16 protein-coding genes and 1 tRNA gene are annotated in these 21,615 nt (G+C 33.2%); 8 read left to right on the top strand and 9 right to left on the bottom strand.

Features of this window, described 5'->3' with window-relative positions; genetic code table 11:
* Positions 1-94: 94 nt before the first annotated feature.
* The 5 genes from M4I23_RS04085 to M4I23_RS04065 form a co-directional block, all read right to left on the bottom strand.
* Positions 95-1,660, bottom strand: coding sequence for a solute:sodium symporter family transporter (locus M4I23_RS04085; RefSeq protein ID WP_158851661.1), 1,566 nt, complete (start codon positions 1,658-1,660; stop codon positions 95-97).
* 358 nt (positions 1,661-2,018) lie between these two features.
* Positions 2,019-2,705: an NUDIX domain-containing protein gene (locus M4I23_RS04080; protein WP_158847141.1), complete on the bottom strand. Its 687-nt coding sequence runs from the start codon at positions 2,703-2,705 to the stop codon at positions 2,019-2,021.
* A gap of 39 nt (positions 2,706-2,744) precedes the next feature.
* On the bottom strand, positions 2,745-3,401 hold the full coding sequence (gene fsa, locus M4I23_RS04075; protein WP_158847139.1) for a fructose-6-phosphate aldolase: 657 nt from the start codon (positions 3,399-3,401) through the stop codon (positions 2,745-2,747).
* A gap of 90 nt (positions 3,402-3,491) precedes the next feature.
* Entirely contained in the window at positions 3,492-5,528 is a 2,037-nt protein-coding gene (locus tag M4I23_RS04070) for a transketolase (RefSeq protein WP_249753516.1), read from the bottom strand.
* 560 nt (positions 5,529-6,088) lie between these two features.
* Positions 6,089-6,170, bottom strand: a tRNA-Leu gene (locus M4I23_RS04065).
* 103 nt (positions 6,171-6,273) lie between these two features.
* Between M4I23_RS04065 and M4I23_RS04060 the strand changes: the two genes are divergently transcribed.
* The 3 genes from M4I23_RS04060 (at position 6,274) to M4I23_RS04050 (ending at position 10,072) form a co-directional block, all read left to right on the top strand.
* Positions 6,274-7,662, top strand: a complete 1,389-nt coding sequence (locus M4I23_RS04060; RefSeq protein ID WP_249753515.1) for a dipeptidase — start codon at positions 6,274-6,276, stop codon at positions 7,660-7,662.
* A gap of 242 nt (positions 7,663-7,904) precedes the next feature.
* Entirely contained in the window at positions 7,905-8,771 is an 867-nt protein-coding gene (locus tag M4I23_RS04055) for a DMT family transporter (protein ID WP_158847133.1), read from the top strand.
* A gap of 200 nt (positions 8,772-8,971) precedes the next feature.
* Complete coding sequence (locus tag M4I23_RS04050) at positions 8,972-10,072, top strand: DUF4407 domain-containing protein (protein ID WP_249753514.1); 1,101 nt, start codon at positions 8,972-8,974, stop codon at positions 10,070-10,072.
* Between the two features lie 21 nt (positions 10,073-10,093).
* On the opposite strand, the gene M4I23_RS04045 is transcribed toward M4I23_RS04050, so the two are convergent.
* Entirely contained in the window at positions 10,094-10,372 is a 279-nt protein-coding gene (locus M4I23_RS04045; RefSeq protein WP_249753513.1) for a hypothetical protein, read from the bottom strand.
* Between the two features lie 305 nt (positions 10,373-10,677).
* Here M4I23_RS04045 and M4I23_RS04040 point away from each other — a divergent pair, with 305 nt between their 5' ends.
* Positions 10,678-11,106, top strand: a complete 429-nt coding sequence (locus tag M4I23_RS04040; RefSeq protein WP_158847127.1) for a nuclear transport factor 2 family protein — start codon at positions 10,678-10,680, stop codon at positions 11,104-11,106.
* Between the two features lie 76 nt (positions 11,107-11,182).
* Here M4I23_RS04040 and M4I23_RS04035 read toward each other — a convergent pair whose 3' ends face one another.
* Complete coding sequence (locus tag M4I23_RS04035; protein ID WP_158847125.1) at positions 11,183-11,479, bottom strand: co-chaperone YbbN; 297 nt, start codon at positions 11,477-11,479, stop codon at positions 11,183-11,185.
* A 120-nt stretch (positions 11,480-11,599) separates the two neighbouring features.
* A complete protein-coding gene (locus M4I23_RS04030) occupies positions 11,600-12,835 on the bottom strand; it encodes a metallophosphoesterase (protein WP_158847123.1) in 1,236 nt (411 codons plus the stop codon).
* A gap of 278 nt (positions 12,836-13,113) precedes the next feature.
* Here M4I23_RS04030 and polA point away from each other — a divergent pair, with 278 nt between their 5' ends.
* From polA to M4I23_RS04010, 4 genes are all read left to right on the top strand, one after another.
* Positions 13,114-15,963 carry a DNA polymerase I gene (polA, locus tag M4I23_RS04025; RefSeq protein WP_249753512.1) on the top strand — a complete coding sequence of 950 codons (2,850 nt, stop codon included), beginning with the start codon at positions 13,114-13,116 and terminating at the stop codon, positions 15,961-15,963.
* Positions 15,964-15,975: 12 nt separating this feature from the next.
* A complete protein-coding gene (locus tag M4I23_RS04020; protein ID WP_249753511.1) occupies positions 15,976-16,791 on the top strand; it encodes an N-acetylmuramoyl-L-alanine amidase in 816 nt (271 codons plus the stop codon).
* Between the two features lie 123 nt (positions 16,792-16,914).
* Complete coding sequence (locus M4I23_RS04015; protein WP_249753510.1) at positions 16,915-17,322, top strand: (deoxy)nucleoside triphosphate pyrophosphohydrolase; 408 nt, start codon at positions 16,915-16,917, stop codon at positions 17,320-17,322.
* Positions 17,306-20,752 (top strand): DUF3427 domain-containing protein, encoded by a 3,447-nt coding sequence (locus M4I23_RS04010; protein WP_249753509.1) that lies wholly within the window; start codon positions 17,306-17,308, stop codon positions 20,750-20,752. The genes M4I23_RS04015 and M4I23_RS04010 overlap by 17 nt, the downstream gene beginning before the upstream one ends.
* Positions 20,753-20,772: 20 nt before the next feature.
* Here M4I23_RS04010 and M4I23_RS04005 read toward each other — a convergent pair whose 3' ends face one another.
* Positions 20,773-21,576: a tryptophan-rich sensory protein gene (locus tag M4I23_RS04005; RefSeq protein ID WP_249753508.1), complete on the bottom strand. Its 804-nt coding sequence runs from the start codon at positions 21,574-21,576 to the stop codon at positions 20,773-20,775.
* Positions 21,577-21,615: the final 39 nt, after the last annotated feature.

Raw genomic sequence — 21,615 nt, 5'->3', positions numbered from 1 at the left:
TTAAAATGAAAATTCAAAAAAATTAAAGCGTTCTAATTTATTGATATTAAGCTTTTAAATAAAATCTATTTAAAAGTCTCAATTCATTTCGTCTTTAAGACATCGCGATATACACACCTATAACCATAGCTACAACAATAAAGCCTACTGGTTTTAAATATTTCCAGTTTGCAATATCCACTTGTTTCGTATATTCTTGAACATAATCTGTTTCTCTAGGATAAAAGTAACTAACTACGTACATAATGATAATCGTTAACACAAACAAAATCCCCATTAGGTGTAAGAAACTAAGATCTGGTTTAATAACATACAACGTAATTAAATAAGTTACAACACTAAATAGTATAGCGATGTTTGCAGCTTTTCCAGAAACACGTTTAGAAAACACTCCAATAACAACAATTGCTAAAATTGGCACACTGTGGGTACCATTAAGCTGTTGTAAATAGGTGAAAATACCACCTTCTACACCATACAATAATGGTGCAATTCCAATAGAAAATATGGCCAATACAATACCGAATATTTTACCAGCTTTTACAACTTGTAATTCCGTTGCTTCTTTATTAATGTATTCTTTATAAAAATCTAAACCAAAAAGTGTAACCGAACTATTTAATGCACTATTAAAAGAACTTAAAATAGCGCCAAAAAGTACAGCTGCAAAGAAACCAATATAAGCCACTGGTAATACTTTTTTAACTAGCATTGGGTAGGCCTCATCGGCATTTGCTAAATCGCCATTAAAAATATAATATGCAATAATACCAGGCAAAATCACAATAATTGGACCTAATATTTTGACAAAAGCAGCTAATAAAAGTCCTTTTTGACCTTCTTTTAAACTTTTTGCTCCTAAAGCACGTTGAATAATAGCTTGGTTTGTTCCCCAATAGTAGAAGTTTACAATTATCATACCTGTGAACAGTGTCCAAAATGGCACATCGGAATCTGGGCCTCCAATAACATTAAATTTCTCTGGTAATGCTGTGGTTAAAGTATCTAAACCTGTAAGCACATTTCCGTCTCCAATATACATTAATCCAAAAATTGGTATTAACGAACCTCCAACAATTAATCCAACGGCATTAATAGAATCGGATACTGCAACGGCCTTTAATCCACCAAAAATAGCATAGATACTACCAATAACTCCAATAGAAATTACGGTAACCCAAAGCGTAGCTTCTGGCCCCATACCTATCATTTCCGGAATATTAAACATGGTATTTAACGCTAATGCTCCCGAATATAAAACAGTAGGCAACATAGAAATAGCATAACCTAAGAGGAATAAAAGTGAAACAATAGTTTTAGTCGTTTTTCCATAACGGTTTTCTAAAAACTGCGGAATAGTTGCAATACCACTTTTAAGGTATTTTGGTAATAATACAAAGGCCGTAAACACCATGGCAATAGCTGCTAGAACTTCGTATGCCATAATAGGTGCTCCGTCTCTAAACGAGACACCATTCATCCCAACAATTTGCTCTGTTGATAGATTAGTTAGTAATAAAGAACCAGCAATAACTGGCCCTGTTAGGCTTCTTCCTCCTAAAAAGTAACCATCTGAAGATGTTTCGTCCGTTTTACGTGTTGACCACCAAGCGATAAGTGCAACCAGTAAAGTAAACCCTGCAAAAGAGATAATACCCATCATAATAAATTTAGTTTGGTTTAGTTAATATTCTATTTCTAGTTAATGTATTTATTATTTTAATTTCAATAAAACAATAGGTGCTACAATGTCATGAAAAATATTGAAACGACTGCACTGATAATCGTTTTTTTATTTAGCTTACTTACCCAAAACAGGCATATTACCACGTTTTTTTCTAAAAAAAATCTTATAGAGCATGCTTATCGAAATAGACGCGTTTTAAAACATTTTCAGTGTTAATAAGCTATTCAGACTATTTTTGCATATACTAATATATTTCAAATGAGTGTTTCTTGAACACTTATGAAATTTTCAAAAAAAAATCTGTAACTTAATTATTTTAGAAATAATTAAGTTACAGATTAAAATTTTGTTCTTTTTCAAATAAAGCTTCATCAAAACGATATAAAAAAGCACCTCTTCGGGACTCGGTCATATCTTTCTCTTCTAGCCTTACTAAATAATTCATTTGTGACACCTTTCTACGAAAATTTCGCTTATCTAATTGTTCATCTAAAATACCTTCGTAAAGTGCTTGCAATTGTGGAAGCGTAAATTTTGAAGGCAATAAGTTGAATGCAATTGGAAAGTTCCTAACTCGGCGACGCATTCTTTTTATAGCAATATCAACCATATCGTTATGGTCGAAAATAAGCTCTGGAACTTCGGTTATAGGAAACCATTGCGCATTATATTTACTAATTTTATCTTCGGTATATCGCGACTTTAAAATCATGGCGCTATAGGTTGAAGATATAATACGATCGAAGGAACAACGATCTACTTTTCCGAAGGTTTTAATTTGCTCCATATAAATATCATGCAAACCTGATAAATCGGATAGAATCCTATTGGCGGCTTCGTCTAAATCTTCATCGAAGCTAACAAAACCGCCAATTAGAGACCATTTTCCTTTTTCGGGATCATCTTTCTTTTTAATCAATAACAGTTCTAATTTGTTATCATTAAATCCGAAAATAATACAATCTACCGACACTTTAATGTGCTGAATATCTTTATTCGCTCTGTTCGATTCAATCATTCAGTTAAAAGTGAAATTCAACAAATTAATATGCAGCTCTTATTTATTCCCTTTGTTGTAATCTTCTAAAAACTTAGCTAAACCACTATCTGTTAAAGGATGTTTTAACAATCCTGTAATTGAAGATAAAGGTCCCGTCATAACATCCGATCCTAATTTTGCACAGTTAATTACATGCATAGTATTACGAATAGAAGCTGCTAATATTTGTGTTGGGAAACCGTAGTTATCATAAATAAGTCTAATTTCTTCGATAAGACCTAAACCATCGGTAGAAATATCGTCTAAACGACCTAAAAACGGAGACACATAAGTTGCTCCAGCTTTTGCTGCTAATAAAGCTTGACCAGCTGAAAACACTAAAGTTACATTGGTTCTAATTCCTTTATCAGAGAAATATTTACAAGCTTTTACACCATCGGCAATCATAGGTAATTTCACTACAATTTGTGGATGTAAAGCTGCTAATGCTTCACCTTCTTTTACCATACCTTCAAAATTGGTAGAAATAACTTCGGCAGAAACATCGCCATCTACTAAATCACATATTTTTTGGTAGTGTGCTAAAATATTTTCAGAACCAGTGATTCCTTCTTTTGCCATTAATGATGGGTTTGTTGTTACGCCATCTAAAACGCCTAAAGCTTGTGCTTCTGCAATATCACCTAGGTTTGCTGTGTCAATAAAAAATTTCATATTGTTCGTTGTTATTGTTTAGTAATTGGTTTATGTAACACCCAAAACATAATTAATTTATAATTCTGGGTGTTTCATAATTTTAATCTTTTAAACTGTTTTTAAATATTCTAATACTTGGTTGCTTACTTTTTCGCCTGTAAAACCAAATTTTTCATCGAGTACAGATGCTGGTGCAGAATACCCGAAGTGCTCTAAACCAAATACTTTACCATCAGCACCAACTAAACCTTCTAAGTTTACTGGTAAGCCTGCTGTTAAACCAAATAACGGTGTCTTTTTAGGAATTACAGAGTTTTGGTATGCTTTAGATTGTAATCTGAAAACACCTTCTGAAATTACCGAAGCAATATTCACTTTTAAGTTATTTTGAGATTCTAATATTTCGGCTGCTGCAAATAATGTAGCAACTTCAGATCCGTTTGCAATTAAAACTACATCTGGATTTTCAACTTCTTTCACTAAATAACCACCTTTTTCCGCTGCTAATGCCTCTTCGTATCTTGAAGATCCTTGAGCCTCGATATCTTTAATACCTTGTCGAGAAAGGATTAGTCCTGTTGGTGTATTTTTATTTTCTAAAGCCATTTTCCAAGCTACGCTAGTTTCTGCAGAATCTGCAGGACGTAATGCTAAGAAACTTGGGTTTCCGCTATGGTTCTTTAATTTTTCTAATAAACGAATTTGAGCTTCTTGTTCTACTGGTTGGTGTGTTGGTCCATCTTCACCTACTCTAAAAGCATCATGAGTCCAAACATATTTTACACCTAATTCTTGAATTCCACTTAAACGAATAGCCGGTTTCATATAATCTGAAAACACGAAGAATGTGGCTACAACTGGAATAATTCCACCGTGAAGTGCAATACCATTCGCGATACATGACATAGTTAACTCAGCAACACCTGCTTGTAAAAACGACCCTGTAAAATCACCTTTTTTAAGAGCATGTGTTTTCTTTAAGAATCCGTCTGTTTTATCAGAGTTTGATAAATCTGCAGAAGAAACAATCATGTTTTCTACATGGTCAGCTAAATAGCCTAAAACACCAGAAGATGCTGCTCTAGTTGCTAAACCTGCTTTATGTTCTATTGAAGCGAAATCTAATTCCGGTAATTCGCCAGATAAGAAGAAATCTAATTTTGTAGCTAAAGCTTCGTTTGCTTTTCTCCAAGTAGAAATTACAGCTTTCTTTTCTGCTGCTTGCTCAGTTTTTTCAGCGATAAGATTTTTATAAAATTCTTGAACGTCATCGAAAATATCGAAAGGACTTTCAGGATTTGCTCCTAAATTGATTAACGTTTTTGTGTAATCTGCTCCAGTTGCTCCAATTGGTTGTCCGTGTAATTCACAGTGACCTTCAAACATGCTACCATCTGCAGTAACACAACCTTTACCCATTATTGTTTTACCAATAATTAACGTTGGTTTTTCGGTTTGGTTATTAGCATCTGCCAAAGCTTTTCTTATCTCATCGTGGTTATGCCCATCGATAGTTACTACGTTCCAACCCCAAGCTTCGTACTTCATGGCAGTATCTTCTGTAGTTACCTCATCTGTTGGTGTAGATAATTGAATATCGTTAGAATCGAAAAACATAATAAAGTTACTCAATCCTAAATGCCCAGCAATACGCCCAGCACCTTGAGAAATTTCTTCTTGAACACCTCCATCAGAAATAAAACCATATATTTTATGATTCATCCAATCACCAAAACGAGCTTCTAAAAACTTCGCTGCAATTGCTGCTCCCACACCCATAGTGTGCCCTTGACCTAATGGTCCAGACGTATTTTCAATACCGCGTTTTACATCAACTTCTGGGTGACCTGGAGTATTAGAACCCCATTGTCTAAAATTAGCAACATCATCCTTTGCATAGTTTCCTAAAAGGTAATACTGTGCATACATTAAGGTTGATAAGTGACCAGCATCCATGAAAAAACGATCTCTAAACGCCCATTCCATATCCGTTGGATCATAATTAAAGAACTCTGAGTATAAGATGTGCATAAAATCGCCACCACCCATTGGACCACCTGGATGACCTGATTTTGCTTTTTCTACCATGGCTACAGCTAATGCTCTGATATTATCTGCCGCTTGTTGATCAATTTGTTTGTTCATTTTTAATTTATGGTTAAATTTTAATAACTATAACTTGAATGGAATTTTTAAATTCGGAAACCACCCAAAAGAAAAGCTTCTTAAATTATTTTAAAATTCACTTCTGCAAATATAGTAATATAAAAACAAATGAGTGTCATTGAAACACTTATTTTTAAAATACATAATTTTGCGCCGTAAAAATACATCTAATAAAACGATAGGCACAATAAAAATGTAACGTTTTATACAACAAAACCGAGGTATTTGTTAATAGTATTCTTTTTAATTTGAATAATTAAAACGTATTTTACGTGGCTGTTTTTATTTCACGCACGATCCCCTATTCCTATTTATACATCAAACACTTGCATTAAAAAAACGCAATACTATAGATGAAAGATATGAAACTCTATATTTCGATTAAACGCAATACCTCTATTAGACCAACTTTACCCAACGCAACCCTAAATTGCAATGATATACCTAGCAGTATTTTATCTTGAAAATTTGAATGGATGAAAAAAAACTTTTAAACACAAAAAAGCCGACTTAAAATAAGTCGGCTTTTTTTGTTACTGTGCGGGCGGGGAGACTCGAACTCCCACACCGTGAGGCACTAGATCCTAAGTCTAGCGTGTCTACCAATTCCACCACGCCCGCTTAAGGATTGCAAATATAAACAACATTTTCAAATTGCAAACTTCTTTCGTCAAAAAAACATTCTTTTTTTAATACTTTTGATAAAATAAAGAAAAACAACCTCATGAATAAAATTCAAAATTACATATTCGAACACAAAAACAGGTTCTTGGACGAACTTATTGAGCTACTTAAAATACCATCTATAAGTGCAGACTCTGCATATAAAAACGATGTATTAAAAACAGCCAAAGCCGTAAAAACCAGATTAGAACAAGCAGGATGCGATACGGTAGAGATTTGCGAAACCGACGGCTACCCTATTGTTTACGGACAAAAAACAATCGATAAAAATTTACCAACCATACTTGTTTACGGTCATTATGATGTGCAACCGCCAGATCCAATAAATCTTTGGGACTCGCCACCATTCGAGCCTGTAATAAAAACAACTGAAAAACATCCCGATGGTGCTATTTTTGCCCGTGGAGCCTGCGATGATAAAGGTCAAATGTACATGCATGTTAAAGCCATGGAATTAATGACGGCAACAAACCAACTACCATGTAACGTGAAATTCATGATAGAAGGTGAGGAAGAAGTTGGCAGTGCCAACCTAGCTACTTTCGTAAAAAACAACCACGATAAACTTAAAAACGACGTCATTTTAATTTCCGATACAGGAATGATTGCTAACGATGTGCCATCCATAACCACAGGTTTACGTGGCTTAAGTTATGTAGAAGTAGAAGTTACAGGTCCAAATCGCGATTTACATTCTGGACTTTACGGTGGCGCAGTAGCCAACCCAATAAACGTGCTAACAAAAATGATAGCATCCCTTCACGACGAAGACAATCACATTACAATTCCTGGGTTTTACGATAACGTAGAAGACTTATCAACCGAAGAGCGTGCTCAAATGGCAAAAGCCCCCTTCAGTTTAGAAAACTATAAAAAAGCCTTAGATATCAATGCTGTTTATGGTGAAACTGGATACACTACAAACGAGCGCAACGCCATACGTCCAACACTAGATGTAAACGGAATATGGGGAGGCTACACAGGCGAAGGCGCAAAAACCGTAATCGCGAGCAAAGCCTATGCAAAAATATCTATGCGTTTAGTGCCAAATCAAGATTGGGAAACCATAACTCAATTATTCAAAACCCATTTTGAAAGCATCGCACCACAAGGTGTAACCGTAAAAGTAACACCACATCACGGCGGCCAAGGTTACGTAACACCAATAGACAGTATTGGCTACAAAGCGGCCAGCCACGCCTACCAAGACACTTTTGGAAAAACCCCAATACCACAACGTAGCGGCGGTAGTATTCCAATCGTTGCCCTATTCGAGCAAGAATTAAAAAGTAAAACCATACTCATGGGCTTTGGTTTAGACAGCGATGCCATCCACTCGCCAAACGAACATTTTGGTGTTTGGAACTACTTAAAAGGCATTGAAACCATTCCATTATTTTATAAATATTTTACCAAATTTTCAAAATAAACAATTTGGGCGTTACCTTAACCTCGCTTTCATGGCGAGGTTAAGGTCGGGCTTTCGGCAGTCGCTTTTTTGTGCGCAATATCTTTCAACGTTTAGTTAATATATAGGCAACAACTTAATTATTAATAAAAATTAAAGCTCACACAAAAAGAGCTCCAACAAAGCCTCAATCCCTAACGCAGCCCAACCCGAAAACACCAAGAACCAACCCAAAGTAGGAAGCATATTTGCAATAAATTATAATGAAAAACCAACATAGCAATCATTTATTTCTACTCGCTTTAGCCACATTACTTATTAGCACATCGGGAGCACTTGGTAAATTTATAGACCTGCCAACACCCGTAATTATTTGGGGTCGCAGTGCAATAGCAGCAGTATTTCTGTTTGCTTACTGCAGATTTAAAAAATTCAGTATTAAAATAAAATCAAAGAAAGATGCTCCAACCATTATACTAGGGGCAGCACTTTTAGCAACACATTGGGTTACTTATTTTTATGCTTTAAAACTATCTAACGTGGCCATTGGTATGCTCGCCATGTTTACCTTTCCGGTAATAACGGCTTTGCTAGAGCCTTTTTTTACTAAAACAAAATTAAACCCAATTCATATCTTTTTAGCGCTTATCGTGTTATTAGGTATTTACATACTTGCACCAGATTTAAATCTAGAAAACACACATCTAGAAGGGGTACTATTCGGTGTGTTTTCAGCCTTATGCTACGCGTTAAGAAATTTAATTCTAAAAGGACATGTAAATAATTACAACGGCACAGTATTGATGACGCAGCAAGCCATAATAGTCGCCATAATACTTATTCCCGTTATGTTTACTATGGATATTAGTAATATCTCTACACAATTCCCCTACCTCATCATTTTAGGTTTAGTAACTACAGCAATTGGTCATTCATTATTTATTGGCAGTTTAAAATATTTTTCGGTAAGTACAGCTAGCATCATTGGTAGCGCCCAGCCTATCTGTGGTATTATAATCGCCTATTTCTTTTTAAAAGAGATTCCAACAATAAACACTTTTATCGGTGGCGCTTTAATTCTAGCCACGGTTGTTATAGAAAGCGTACGATCTAGAAAAGCTAATTCTTAATTAAAATAAAGTTGCTTCATCAAGCTTATTAGAACAGACTTAAACTGCATAACAAAAAAATAATTGCAACGTCATAATATTAAACCATTCCCTCTAAACTTTGAAAGCCTCGTTAATTCGAGGTTTTTTTTTATAAAAAGATGTAACAAAACAATCTTTTTAACGTTTAACAGTCAATCATCAATCAAATCAATCACATTATGCTAAAGCAATTCTTCATCATTTGCTCTGGCGCCGACACCGATATTCTAGAGCAATGCTCTAAAGGTGAACAAAATAAATACGCGGGCATTGGCGCAACCGTTTTCTTTACTGCACTTATGGCTTTTATAGCTGCTAGCTATGCACTCTACACTGTTTTCGATAATTATTTCGCAGCTATTGGGTTTGGTTTTATTTGGGGTTTATTAATTTTTAATTTAGACCGTTATATAGTTTCTACAATTAAAAAAACAGGTCGTTTTCTTGATGAGCTTTTACAGGCAACACCGAGAATTATGTTAGCCGTAATTATTGCTATAGTAATCTCTAAACCTTTAGAATTAAAGATTTTTGAGAAAGAAATTAATCAGGTTTTATTAGAGCAGAAAAACGATTTAACGCTAGCGAATCAAAATCAAATATTAGAGCAATTTAATCCAAACATAACGGCTCTAGAAACAGACATAGCAACGTTACAAAGTGAAGTTAACACTAAAGAAGCTGAAGTAAACACGCTTTACAACACCTATATCGCAGAAGCCGAAGGCACAGCAGGAACCAACAAACTTGGCAAAGGGCCTGTCTATAAAGAAAAACGTGATAAACATGATGGCTTACTTACCGAGCTTCAGGAATTAAAATTAGAAAACAAAGTAAAAATAACCGCCTTAGAGCTGCAAATAGCTTCACTAAAAACTGATTACCAATTACAAGTTGATAGCACACAACCTATAATTAATAATTTTGATGGATTAATGGCTCGCATAAATGCTTTAGGAAAATTATCTTGGATGCCTTCCTTTTTTATATTTCTGTTATTTTTAGCCATAGAAACCTCGCCTATATTAGCAAAATTATTATCACCAAAAGGACCTTACGATTTTAAATTAGAAGATCTAGAAACGGCTATTAAAACCCATGTTCTTCAAAATAAAAGTCAAAGAGAAGCTTTACTAAAAACGGATAATGCAATTAACGATCGTGTATATGCCGACATAAAAACCGAAGACGAACTTTACACCTATAAACGCAAAAAAACGAGAGAACTTATGCAGTTACAGGCCGATGCTTTTTTTAAACACCAAAAGAACATTCTATAATTTGTACGCAAACTTTAACAATTACGCAGCCGTATTTGTTTTAAAATAATTATATAAATCTTTGCTTCCAAAACCAATAATAGCCATGCTTTTATTTTTTGCTATAGCTTCGTTATGTAATTCTGTCAACGCTTTTACACCGTGACGATCCATACTTTTAATATCTTCAACACTAATAGTAAGTTTACTTACACGATTAAAAATGTCTTGAAATTCGTTTTGAAAAATTGATAAACTTTTTTTATTTAGTTCCCCTTTAATTCTGAAAAAATTGTTGCAATTTGTAATACGTAAATCCATAATAAGTTAATTTTTTTATAATTAAACAATAGACCTGAGGGAGTATAAACATTTGATTATGAGTTAAAAATACATCTTCAAGAAGTTAAATAAACAATTTTTTCGATTAAAAGAATTTATACTTGGACGAAAAATGACTACACGTCAATTTAATCGTTGAATAACCTTTTTTAGGTTTTATTGTTGACTTTACCTCATTCTAATCTATTTCTCATCATAAAAAATTCATTACTTGATACTTGATTTTCCGTTTACTATATAATTTCGGCATAGATTTGGTATCAAATTTTTATATAAATTGCAAAATGAAAAAACTCGTTCTACTCATCTGTCTTATTTCAGCTTTTAATAGTTATTCTCAAAATGAAGAAAAAGATATAAAAGCCATTCATAAAGTTTTAAAAGCTCAACGTATAGCTTGGTCTAAAAACAACTTAGAAGGTTATATGGAAGGCTACTGGAAAAGTGATTCTTTAAAGTTTTACGGTAAAAACGGTATCACTTACGGCTGGGAAGACACCTTTGATCGTTACGAGAAAAGTTATCCAACCAAAGAACACACAGGTACTTTAAGCTTCAAAATAAACGATATTACTAAAATAAGTGAGGATGCATATTATGTGCTAGGAGAATTTCACTTAAAACGTGAAGTCGGGAATGCAGATGGTATTTTTATGCTAATTTTTAAGCGTATTAACGGCGAATGGAAAATTATTGTGGATACCTCACGCTAAAGTGTCCTCTAAAAAGCATAGCCATTGTAAGCCTTTTAGAGAATTCTAATATTTCAAAATATAAGAGATTATAAAATTATACGTATTGCTCAATGATATCTATAAGCGTATTGGCATCTTGCTGCCCGCTGTGGCGCCATTTCATTTCGCCATCTTTATAAACAATTAATGTTGGCAGACCTTTAACACTCAATGCTTCGGTAAGTTCTTGGTTTTTTTCGACATCAATTTTTATTACCTTAGCTTTATTACCAATCGCTGCCGCTACATCGCGTAAAACGACGTGCATGGCTTTAGATTCTTCATTATCTTCTGTAAAAAAGTCTAATAATACTGGAATATCAACATCGATAAGTTCCCCAAATTTTGACATACTATAAGGTTTTAAGTCTATTTAATAGTTTTCTAATTGGATAGAAAATAGTGATTATAGATTTTGTTTGATAATTATAAATATAAACAATTTCACAGAAACAGCAATACTAAAGGGTGTTTATACCGTTTTTGTGCCTTTTTTCAATTCAATTACTGTAATTTCTGGCCAAATACCAACACGACCAGGAAAAGCTAGATAACCAAAACCACGGTTTACGTTAATATATTGTCCCATTTCTTGATAAATACCAGCCCAATATTTGTAACGCCATTTTACCGGGCTCCATTTAAACCAACCTGGAATTTCTATACCAAACTGCATACCATGCGTATGCCCACTTAGGGTTAAATGATAATGATACTCATCATCAATCACCTTTTTCTCCCAGTGCGATGGATCGTGACTCATCAAAATTTTAAAATCGTTTTTATCAATTTTTTCAGCAGCTTTATGCAAATCGCCAGCCGTTTTAAAACCACCAGCACCCCAGTTTTCAACACCAACTAAAGCTATACGTTCACCATTTTTTTCAAGATATGTACTTTCATTTAAAAGTAAATTAAATCCTATTTCTTTTTGAAGCGCTTTTAAATCTTCTAAATTCTGCTGTTTTTCTGCATCGGAATCCCAGTTTATATAATCGCCATAATCATGATTTCCGAGTATAGAATATAAGCCATCTTTAGCTTTCAATTTATTAAAAACCGTTTTGTAAGGCACCAATTCTTCACACTTATTATTTACAATATCGCCAGTAAAAAGAATAACATCACTTTCCTGTTCGTTAATTAAATCTACGGCATATTTTACCTTTTCCATATTATCAAAACTCCCAGAATGGATATCACTAATTTGTGTTACTTTATAACCATCAAAAGCTGCCGGTAAATCTTCAAAATGCAACGTGTATTTTAAAACTTTATAATTGTATTTTCCTTTATAAATCCCGTAAATTATAGAAGCCAACGGGATAGCTGCTAACCCCAAAGCAATTCTACTTACAAACTGCCTGCGTGAAGGAAAGTAGTTTCCTTTAGCAGTTTCTCCCACTGTAAAATAACGATAAATAGCTTGCGGAACACGAAATACATCTTCAAAAAACACACCTAAAACAAGCACCATTTTTGGCACCAAAAGCGCGATAAACAAACCAATAGCGTAAGAGTGCGCATGCGAAAAACCATTACGACGGCTAAACCCATAAAATTGATACACAAAATTCCCTAAAATTAAAGCGGTAATTACCCAATATAAAATATGAATCCAATGGTTTTTTGTAACGGTTTTAAAAGCCTGAAAGGCATAATAATCGGCAATTAGAAAAGCGCCTATAAATATAATCCAACGTAGCATTTGCTCTTTTTTTGCCAAAGATAAAGGTATTAACGATTAATGTTTACCATAGCAAATGGATTTAACGAATTGTTAAGAGTATCTATTTAAAACAAACACCCTTATTTTAAAGGCAAAACGCCGTATTATCATCAAGAATTCCATAATAATTTCTGAAGTTTTTATTAAAATGAAATCGGGAAGTTTCGACTAAAACATTTTAACACGTTTAGAGCATTCAAACCTTAAATTATAACCATAACTTTTTGTAGTTTTGAAATTCTATCAAAATTTACAACATGTCCGATAACAAACGCGTATTTCTAGTTGATGCTTTTGCATTAATTTTCCGTGGCTACTATGCCTTTATAAAGAACCCAAGAATAAACTCTAAAGGCACAGATACCTCAGCTATATTAGGATTTATGAACTCACTTTTAGACGTAATAAAACGTGAACGACCAGATCATTTAGCCGTTTGTTTCGATAAAGGTGGCAGTGCCGATCGGGTAGAAATGTTTGAAGCCTACAAAGCCAACAGAGATGAAACACCCGAAGCCATAAAAATTGCTGTGCCTATTATCCAAGAGATTTTAAAGGCCATGCACATCCCAATTATGGTAAAAGCAGGTTTCGAGGCCGATGATGTTATTGGAACCCTTGCTAAACAAGCCGAAAAAGAAGGTTACCAAACCTTTATGGTAACGCCAGATAAAGATTTCGCGCAATTGGTAAGCGAAAATATATTTATGTACAGACCTATGTTTGGTGGCGGATACGAAACTTGGGGCATTCCCGAAGTTCAGAAAAAGTTTGAAGTTACCGATCCCTTACAAGTTATCGATTTCCTTGGTATGATGGGTGATGCCAGTGATAATATCCCAGGATTACCTGGTGTTGGCGAAAAAACAGCCAAAAAATTCTTAGCCGCTTATGGCAGTATGGAAAATCTTTTAGCCAATACTCACGAGCTTAAAGGTAAAATGAAAGAAAAAATTGAAGCCAATAAAGAACTCGGTTTATTATCTAAAAAACTAGCAACCATAATGTTGGATGTTCCGGTGGAATTCCATGCGAAAGACTTCCAATTAGATCAACCCGATATCCCGAAGGTTACAGAGATTTTCGAAGAGTTAGAATTTAGACGCTTAATAGATAATTTCACCAAAACTTTTGCGATTCAAGCCACAGCGACTTCAACTGAAAATACTGAAAAAAGTACAGAAGAAAAAGCTACACCAAAGGAAACCGCTTCGGCAGGTGCTGGACAATTTTCACTTTTTGGTGGCGATCCTTCTAGTACAGCTAAAGAAGAAACCATAACCGAACATACTAGAAAAACAAACGAAAATACATCGCATTTTTACCAAAGTATTGCTCCAGGAATGGGAACCAAACTGTTTCTTAAAAACCTAATGAGTCAAACTTCGGTATGTTTCGATACTGAAACTACGGGATTAAACCCGTTGATTGCCGAGTTGGTTGGTATTTCATTTTCATGGGAAGTTGGCAAAGGCTTTTACTTACCATTTCCAGAAAACAAAAACGAAGCACAAGAACTTATCGAGCAATTACGTCCGTTTTTTGAAAGTGAAACCATCGAAAAAGTGGGCCAGAATTTAAAATACGACATCAAAGTATTAGCAAAATACAATGTAGACGTAAAGGGTAAATTGTTCGATACCATGTTAGCGCATTACCTTATTAATCCAGATATGCGCCACAATATGGACGTATTGGCCGAAACCTATTTAAATTACACACCAATTTCTATTATAGAACTTATTGGTAAAAAAGGTAAAAACCAATTATCAATGCGCGATGTGCCGTTAGAAAAACAAACAGAATATGCAGTTGAAGATGCCGATATTACCTTACAACTAAAAGAACATTTCTCTAAAGAATTAGGCGATGCCAATACTCAAAAATTATTCGATGAGATTGAAATCCCTTTACTTCGTGTGCTTGCAGCCATGGAACTAGAAGGTATTAATTTAGATAAAGACTTCCTGCTTTCTCTAGCTGAAGCCTTAAACAACGATATTTCAACTTTAGAAAAAAGTATTTATGATGCCGCTGGCGAAGAATTTAATATTGGTTCTCCAAAACAATTGGGAATCATTCTTTTTGAAAAACTAAAACTGGTTGATAAACCCAAAAAAACCAAAACTGGGCAGTATGCAACAGGCGAAGAAATTTTAAGTTATTTAGCCAAAGACCATGAAATTATTCAACATATTTTAAAATATCGTGGTTTAGCCAAATTAAAAAGCACCTATGTGGATGCCTTACCGCTACAAGTGGAAGAAGCCACAGGTCGCGTACATACAGATTATATGCAAACCGTTGCAGCTACAGGACGTTTAAGCAGCAACAACCCCAACTTACAGAATATCCCAATCCGTACAGAACGTGGTCGTCAAGTACGTAAAGCCTTTGTGCCAAGAAACGAAGAATACACACTGTTAGCTGCCGATTATAGCCAGATAGAATTGCGTATTATTGCCGCGTTAAGTAAGGAAGAAACCATGATTGAAGCCTTTAAAAATGGCGAAGATATTCACGCCTCTACCGCTTCTAAAGTATTTAATGTACCTTTAGATGAAGTAACTCGTGAACAACGTAGCAATGCAAAAACGGTAAACTTCGGAATTATTTATGGTGTGTCTGCCTTTGGCTTAAGTAACCAAACCGATTTATCTCGTGGTGAAGCCAAAGAACTAATTGATACCTATTACGAAACGTACCCGAAACTTAGAAAATATATTAGCGAGCAAGTCGATTTTGCTCGCGATAATGGTTATGTGCAAACCGTTTTAGGGCGTCGTCGTTATTTAAAAGACATCAATTCCCGAAACGCCGTAGTTCGTGGTGCCGCAGAACGTAATGCCGTAAACGCACCTATACAAGGTAGCGCTGCCGATATTATCAAAATTGCCATGATTAATATTTTCAATAAACTAAATGCTGGCGATTTTAAAACTAAAATGCTCCTACAAGTGCATGATGAATTGGTTTTCGATGTCTTTAAACCAGAATTAGAAAGCATTAAAACTTTAGTTAAAACCGAAATGGAAAACGCTTATAAACTAGAAGTACCATTAGATGTTGAAATTGATACTGGACTGAATTGGTTGGAGGCACATTAAAAATTTGTGATTTTGAAATACTTAAAGACTCTTTTTATTTTTTTATTATTGGTTAGCTGTTCTAAAGACTTATACAAAGTTTCTAAAACAGCTTACAAAAAACAGGCTAAAACACTTGGTAAGAGTTTGAGGTATATTCAGCCAGATACTATTCATAACAAAACTGTAAACGTTATTGAATCTCAAAATTTTAGTTTACGCAAACCTAACTTTATTGTTATTCACCATACAGAACAAAACAGTTGCGAACAAACCTACAAAACATTTGCTCTAAAGCGTACCCAAGTGAGCTCGCATTACGTTATTTGCGACGATGGTACCATTACCCAAATGCTAAACGATTTATTGCGAGGTTGGCATGCAGGAAACTCCAATTGGGGACATGTAAGCGATATAAACAGTGTGTCTTTAGGTATTGAGCTCGATAATGATGGCGAAGAAGCATTCTCATATGCTCAAATAAATAGCTTAATTTGGCTACTGGAAGATTTAACCAAGAAGTACAAAATACCGAAAGAAAACATTATTGGTCATGCCGATATAGCACCTGGCAGAAAAGTAGATCCAAGCGCATTTTTTCCATGGAAAACATTAGCTCAAAGCGGATATGGTATTTGGTATAATGAAGAAGAACTGCAAGACTTAGAACTCTCAGATGATTTTAACGCCATTAGAGCCTTAAAACTTATTGGCTATAATACAACCAATCTTGAAAGTGCTATTTATTCGTTTAAACTCCATTTTAATTCTGAAGCCGTTTCTAAAAAACTAACTGAAAAGGATAAAAAAATACTTTTTCTATTGGAAAAGGAAATTTTGAAGGATTGATTGGTGTTTTTTTTAGAGTTAATAAAAAAAGAAACTACGGAAACCCGTAAAACAATCTAATAATCATAGTTTATATTTGAATTCAGAATTTAGGTTTGCAAATAAAATAATAGAATTTTGAAAATGAAAAAAATTGAAGTTGTTGCGGCAATCATATATTTCAGAAATGAAATTTTCTGCGTTCAAAGGCCTGAAAACAAGTTAAGTTATATCTCTAAAAAATTTGAGTTTCCTGGAGGAAAAATTGAAAAAGGAGAAACAAAAGAAGAAGCATTAAGAAGAGAGCTTATTGAAGAATTAAATTTTATCCCCACTAAAATTGACAGTTTATTTCTAACAGTAGTTCATGAATATCACGACTTTGAATTAACAATGCACAGTTTTAAATGTTATTCTGAAACAAAAAATATTCAATTAAATGAACATATTTCCTCTAAATGGCTTACACTAAAAGACTTAAATGAATTGGATTGGGCGGAAGCTGATATCCCAATAGTTAATAGACTGATTAAAAATGGACAGAGTATTTAATGATAATTTTAAAGACAGCCTATTAACCGGATTCATTGACAAGTCAATAGGTTCAGATGCTCTTTATCAACCTGAATTACTTGTAAATAGAAAAATACCCAGAACTAAAGTATTATCTACAATTATAAAAGAATTAGAAAATTGTGAAAGCTTCTTTATATCTGTTGCTTTTGTTACGACAAGTGGTGTCGCAGCACTAATAAATACTTTTAAATCCCTTGAAGAAAAAGGTGTAAAAGGAAAAATTCTTGTTTCGCAGTATCTAAACTTCACACAACCAGAAGCCTTGAGGAGGCTTTCACAATTTAGAAACATTGAATTAAAAATAATAACAAAAGAAAATTCACACTCTAAAGGTTACATTTTTAAACATTCAGAATACTACAATTTAGTTATTGGAAGCAGTAATTTAACCTCTTCCGCTCTATCTACTAATAAAGAATGGAACATGAAAGTTTCGGCAAGAAACTCAAGTTCTATAGTCCATAAAGTAATTAACGAGTTTAATAATGACTTTGAAATAGGAGAAATAGTTAATGAAACATATATAAAAAAATATGAAGAGATTTATAAAAAACAATTTCTAATATATAAAAAAAGTGAAGCAGAATTATCTTCAGAGCTTAATTTAGAAATAACTCCAAACTCAATGCAAATAGATGCATTAGAAAACTTAAAAAACTTAAGAAAACAAAACAATAAAGCTTTAATAATTTCTGCAACAGGAACAGGTAAAACATATTTAGCGGCTTTTGATGCCAAAGTTTTTAATCCAAAAAAACTCTTATTTGTTGTACATAGACGAAATATAGCAGAAAAAGCAATGAAGACTTTTAAAACTATTTTTGGAAAGTCTAAAAAAATGGGATTATACTCCGGTAATCAAAGAGAACTAGATAAAGATTTTGTTTTTTCAACTATTCAAACAATTTCAAAATCATATCATTTAGAACAATTTGACCAAGATTTTTTTGATTACATCATTATAGATGAATCACATCGTTCAGGAGCCGATTCATACATAAGACTAATAGAATACTTCACCCCAAGTTTCCTTCTTGGTATGACTGCAACACCAGACAGAACGGACGACAAAGACATTTATAGTTTGTTTGACCATAATATAGCTTACGAGATTAGACTAAATAAAGCAATGGAAGAGAATATGCTTATTCCATTCCATTATTATGGCGTAACAGATTTATCCGTTAACAACGAAATACTTGAAAATGAATCTGACTTCAGGCTTTTAACAGCTGAAGAAAGAGTTAATAAAATTATTTCTAAAATTGATTTTTATGGTTCTGATAATGGAATAACAAGAGGTTTAATTTTTTGTTCTAAAAAATTTGAAGCTAAAGAATTATCAGAAAAATTTAATAAAAGAGGTTATAAAACAGTTGCTTTAACTAGTGATAGTTCAGAATACGAAAGAACAGATGCCATAAAGCTATTAGAAAGTGATGATTTATTAATAAAACTAGATTACATTTTTACTGTTGATATATTTAATGAAGGAATTGACATACCAAAAATCAATCAAATCATTATGATTCGACCAACTCAATCCGCTATAATATTCATTCAACAATTAGGACGAGGATTAAGAAAAACAGATAACAAATACTACTTAACTATCATTGATTTTATTGGCAACTACAAAAACAACTATTTAATACCAATAGCTTTATACGGTGACACCTCTTACAATAAAGACAAAATAAGAAAGTTAATTTCCGAAGGCAGCAGTATGATTCCAGGAGAATCAACTATTAATTTTGATGAAATTACTAAGGAAAAAATATATGCTTCAATTGATTCTGCAAAGATGCAATTGCTGACAGGTTTAAAAATAGATTACAATAATTTAAAAAGTAGAATCGGGCGTATTCCAATGATGATGGACTTTGTCAAAAATGATTCTAGAGATCCTTATTTATATGTTAACCATTCAAAGTCGTATTTTAACTTTTTATCTAAAACTGAAAAAGATTTTAATTCAGATTTAAACGCAAATCAAATAAAACTATTGGAATTATTTTCAAAAGAAATAAATAATTCTAAACGAATAGAAGAGTCAATCATACTAAAAGAAACGATTATTTCTGGAAGCTTTGATATCCAAAAACTAAAAGTTAAAATCAAAGAAAAATACAACTATAACATTTCAAAAGAGACTATTTATTCTTGTGTTTCAAATATTAATTTTGAATTCGTAAGAGAGAAAAAAGACGGGAAATTGGTATCTGTTAAGAATATTTACAATTTGAATATTCTAAAAATAGAAAACAGTATATTCTCATTAGAAAATGAATTTAAAACTCTTTTAAACGATTCCGATTTTAAAGCTTTTTTACTTGACACAATAGAATATTCTATATATAATTTCAATAGAAAATTTGATCCAAACCAATGGAACGATGGATTTCATTTATATAGAAAATATTCAAGAAAAGATGTTTTTAGGATTTTAAATTTTTCTGAAAATCCAGTTGCTCAAAATGTTGGTGGTTATTTGGTTAGTCCTGACAATAAATATTGTCCAATATTTGTAAACTACCATAAAGAAGAGGATATCTCTGAATCTACTAAATATGAAGACGAATTCGTGAATCAAAAAGAATTCGATTGGATGTCAAAATCCAACAGAAAAATAGAGAGTAAAGATGTTCAATCTATTCTTGGTAATAATGGTGTAATTCGCCTTCCTCTTTTTATCAAAAAAAATAACGATGAAGGAACTGATTTCTATTATATGGGAGATATTAATCCCCAAAAAAATAATGTTGAACAATCAAAAATGAATAGTGATAGTGGAAAACAAGTTTCTGTAGTCAAAATTCGTTTTGATTTAGAAAATCCAGTTTCTGATTCTATGTATCAATATTTAGAGGAAAATTTAAATAACAAAACAGTTATTCAAAATCCAATTGAAAATCAAGTTATTCAACTTAAAATGGATATTCCAGAAACAACAACAGATTCGATTAACGCTATTCCGTTATATAATTTTCACGCAGCAGCAGGTAGTTTTAGTGAAATGCAAGATGAAAAGGAATATAATTTAATCCCTGTACAAGAAAGATATGCAGTAGATGACTATTTTGCTTGTAAAGTAATAGGAGAATCAATGAATAAGGTTATTCCAAATAACTCAATATGCATATTCAAAAAGAGTGTAACAGGTTCTCGTAGTGGCAAAATTTTACTAATAGAAAATAGAGATTCGTTTGACCCCGATTTCAATTCAGCATTTACAGTAAAAACGTATTCAAGTAAAAAAACTGTTTCTGAAGAAGGTTGGGAGCATAATTCAATTGTATTAAAACCTAATTCCTATGATAAGAGTTTTAAAAATATAATTCTTACTTCAGAAAACAGCAATGAAATGAGAATTATTGGAGAATTTGTAAAAGTTTTAAATCAATAGTAAACTTCTACTTGAGATAATTATTTCCTCCGCTCTAAATACTCCTTACACTTAATCGCAGGATTGGTTTTTCGGTTTATAAAGGCATGAGTAGAACTGCTAAGTATCAAAATAGCAGCAGCAACTAATGCAGTATAAGCCACAACATTGTTTACATCGCTATTAGCAACATAAATGGCAATTAAAGCCCAAGCGCCAACAAGGGCAAATTCGCGCATGTTTCGTTTCCAAGTAATTGTTAGGTTTATTATGGCTGCGATAACGATAAGTAAAACCGTCCAAAATGTTGGAGATAAACCAAAACCAGCCCAATTATATTTTACTAAAACAGCCGATACGTTTGCTATACTAGCAACAGTAACCCAACCACTATAAATTACAAATGGCCACCATAGGAACACAATAACAGATATAGGTTCGTCTACCAATTCCATGCTGTTTTTAAGCACAATTTGGATTAATGAGAATAGTAGTGTAAAAATAAATATGGAAGACCATAAGGTATAGCCATAAATCCAAGCTACTATCCATAAACAATTGGCTATACAGGATACTAAAAACCACCAACCGGTATTTATTATAAAAGCATCGTCTCTTACTTTTACAAACAGACTTCTGCCTTGGTAAATAACAAACCCTAATACAAGTAAATAGATAATTCCCCAAATTGAAAATGCATAACCTGATGGTGTAAATAGGGTGTTATATTCTCTAGAAACTTCTCCAATAGTTGTATTGTTTAACAAACCGGTATTAGATAAATAGTTCATGACTATAACACACACAAACGCAACGCCATTAATTATTTGCAGTAGTTTTTTCATCGTATTCATTTTATGGAAGTAAAATTTACTTAAAATTAT

The organism is Algibacter sp. L4_22 (genome assembly GCF_023473045.1).
Classification (GTDB): domain Bacteria; phylum Bacteroidota; class Bacteroidia; order Flavobacteriales; family Flavobacteriaceae; genus Algibacter.
Note: the sequence above shows the minus strand (reverse complement) of the source record. Positions and strands in the feature narration are given on the sequence as shown.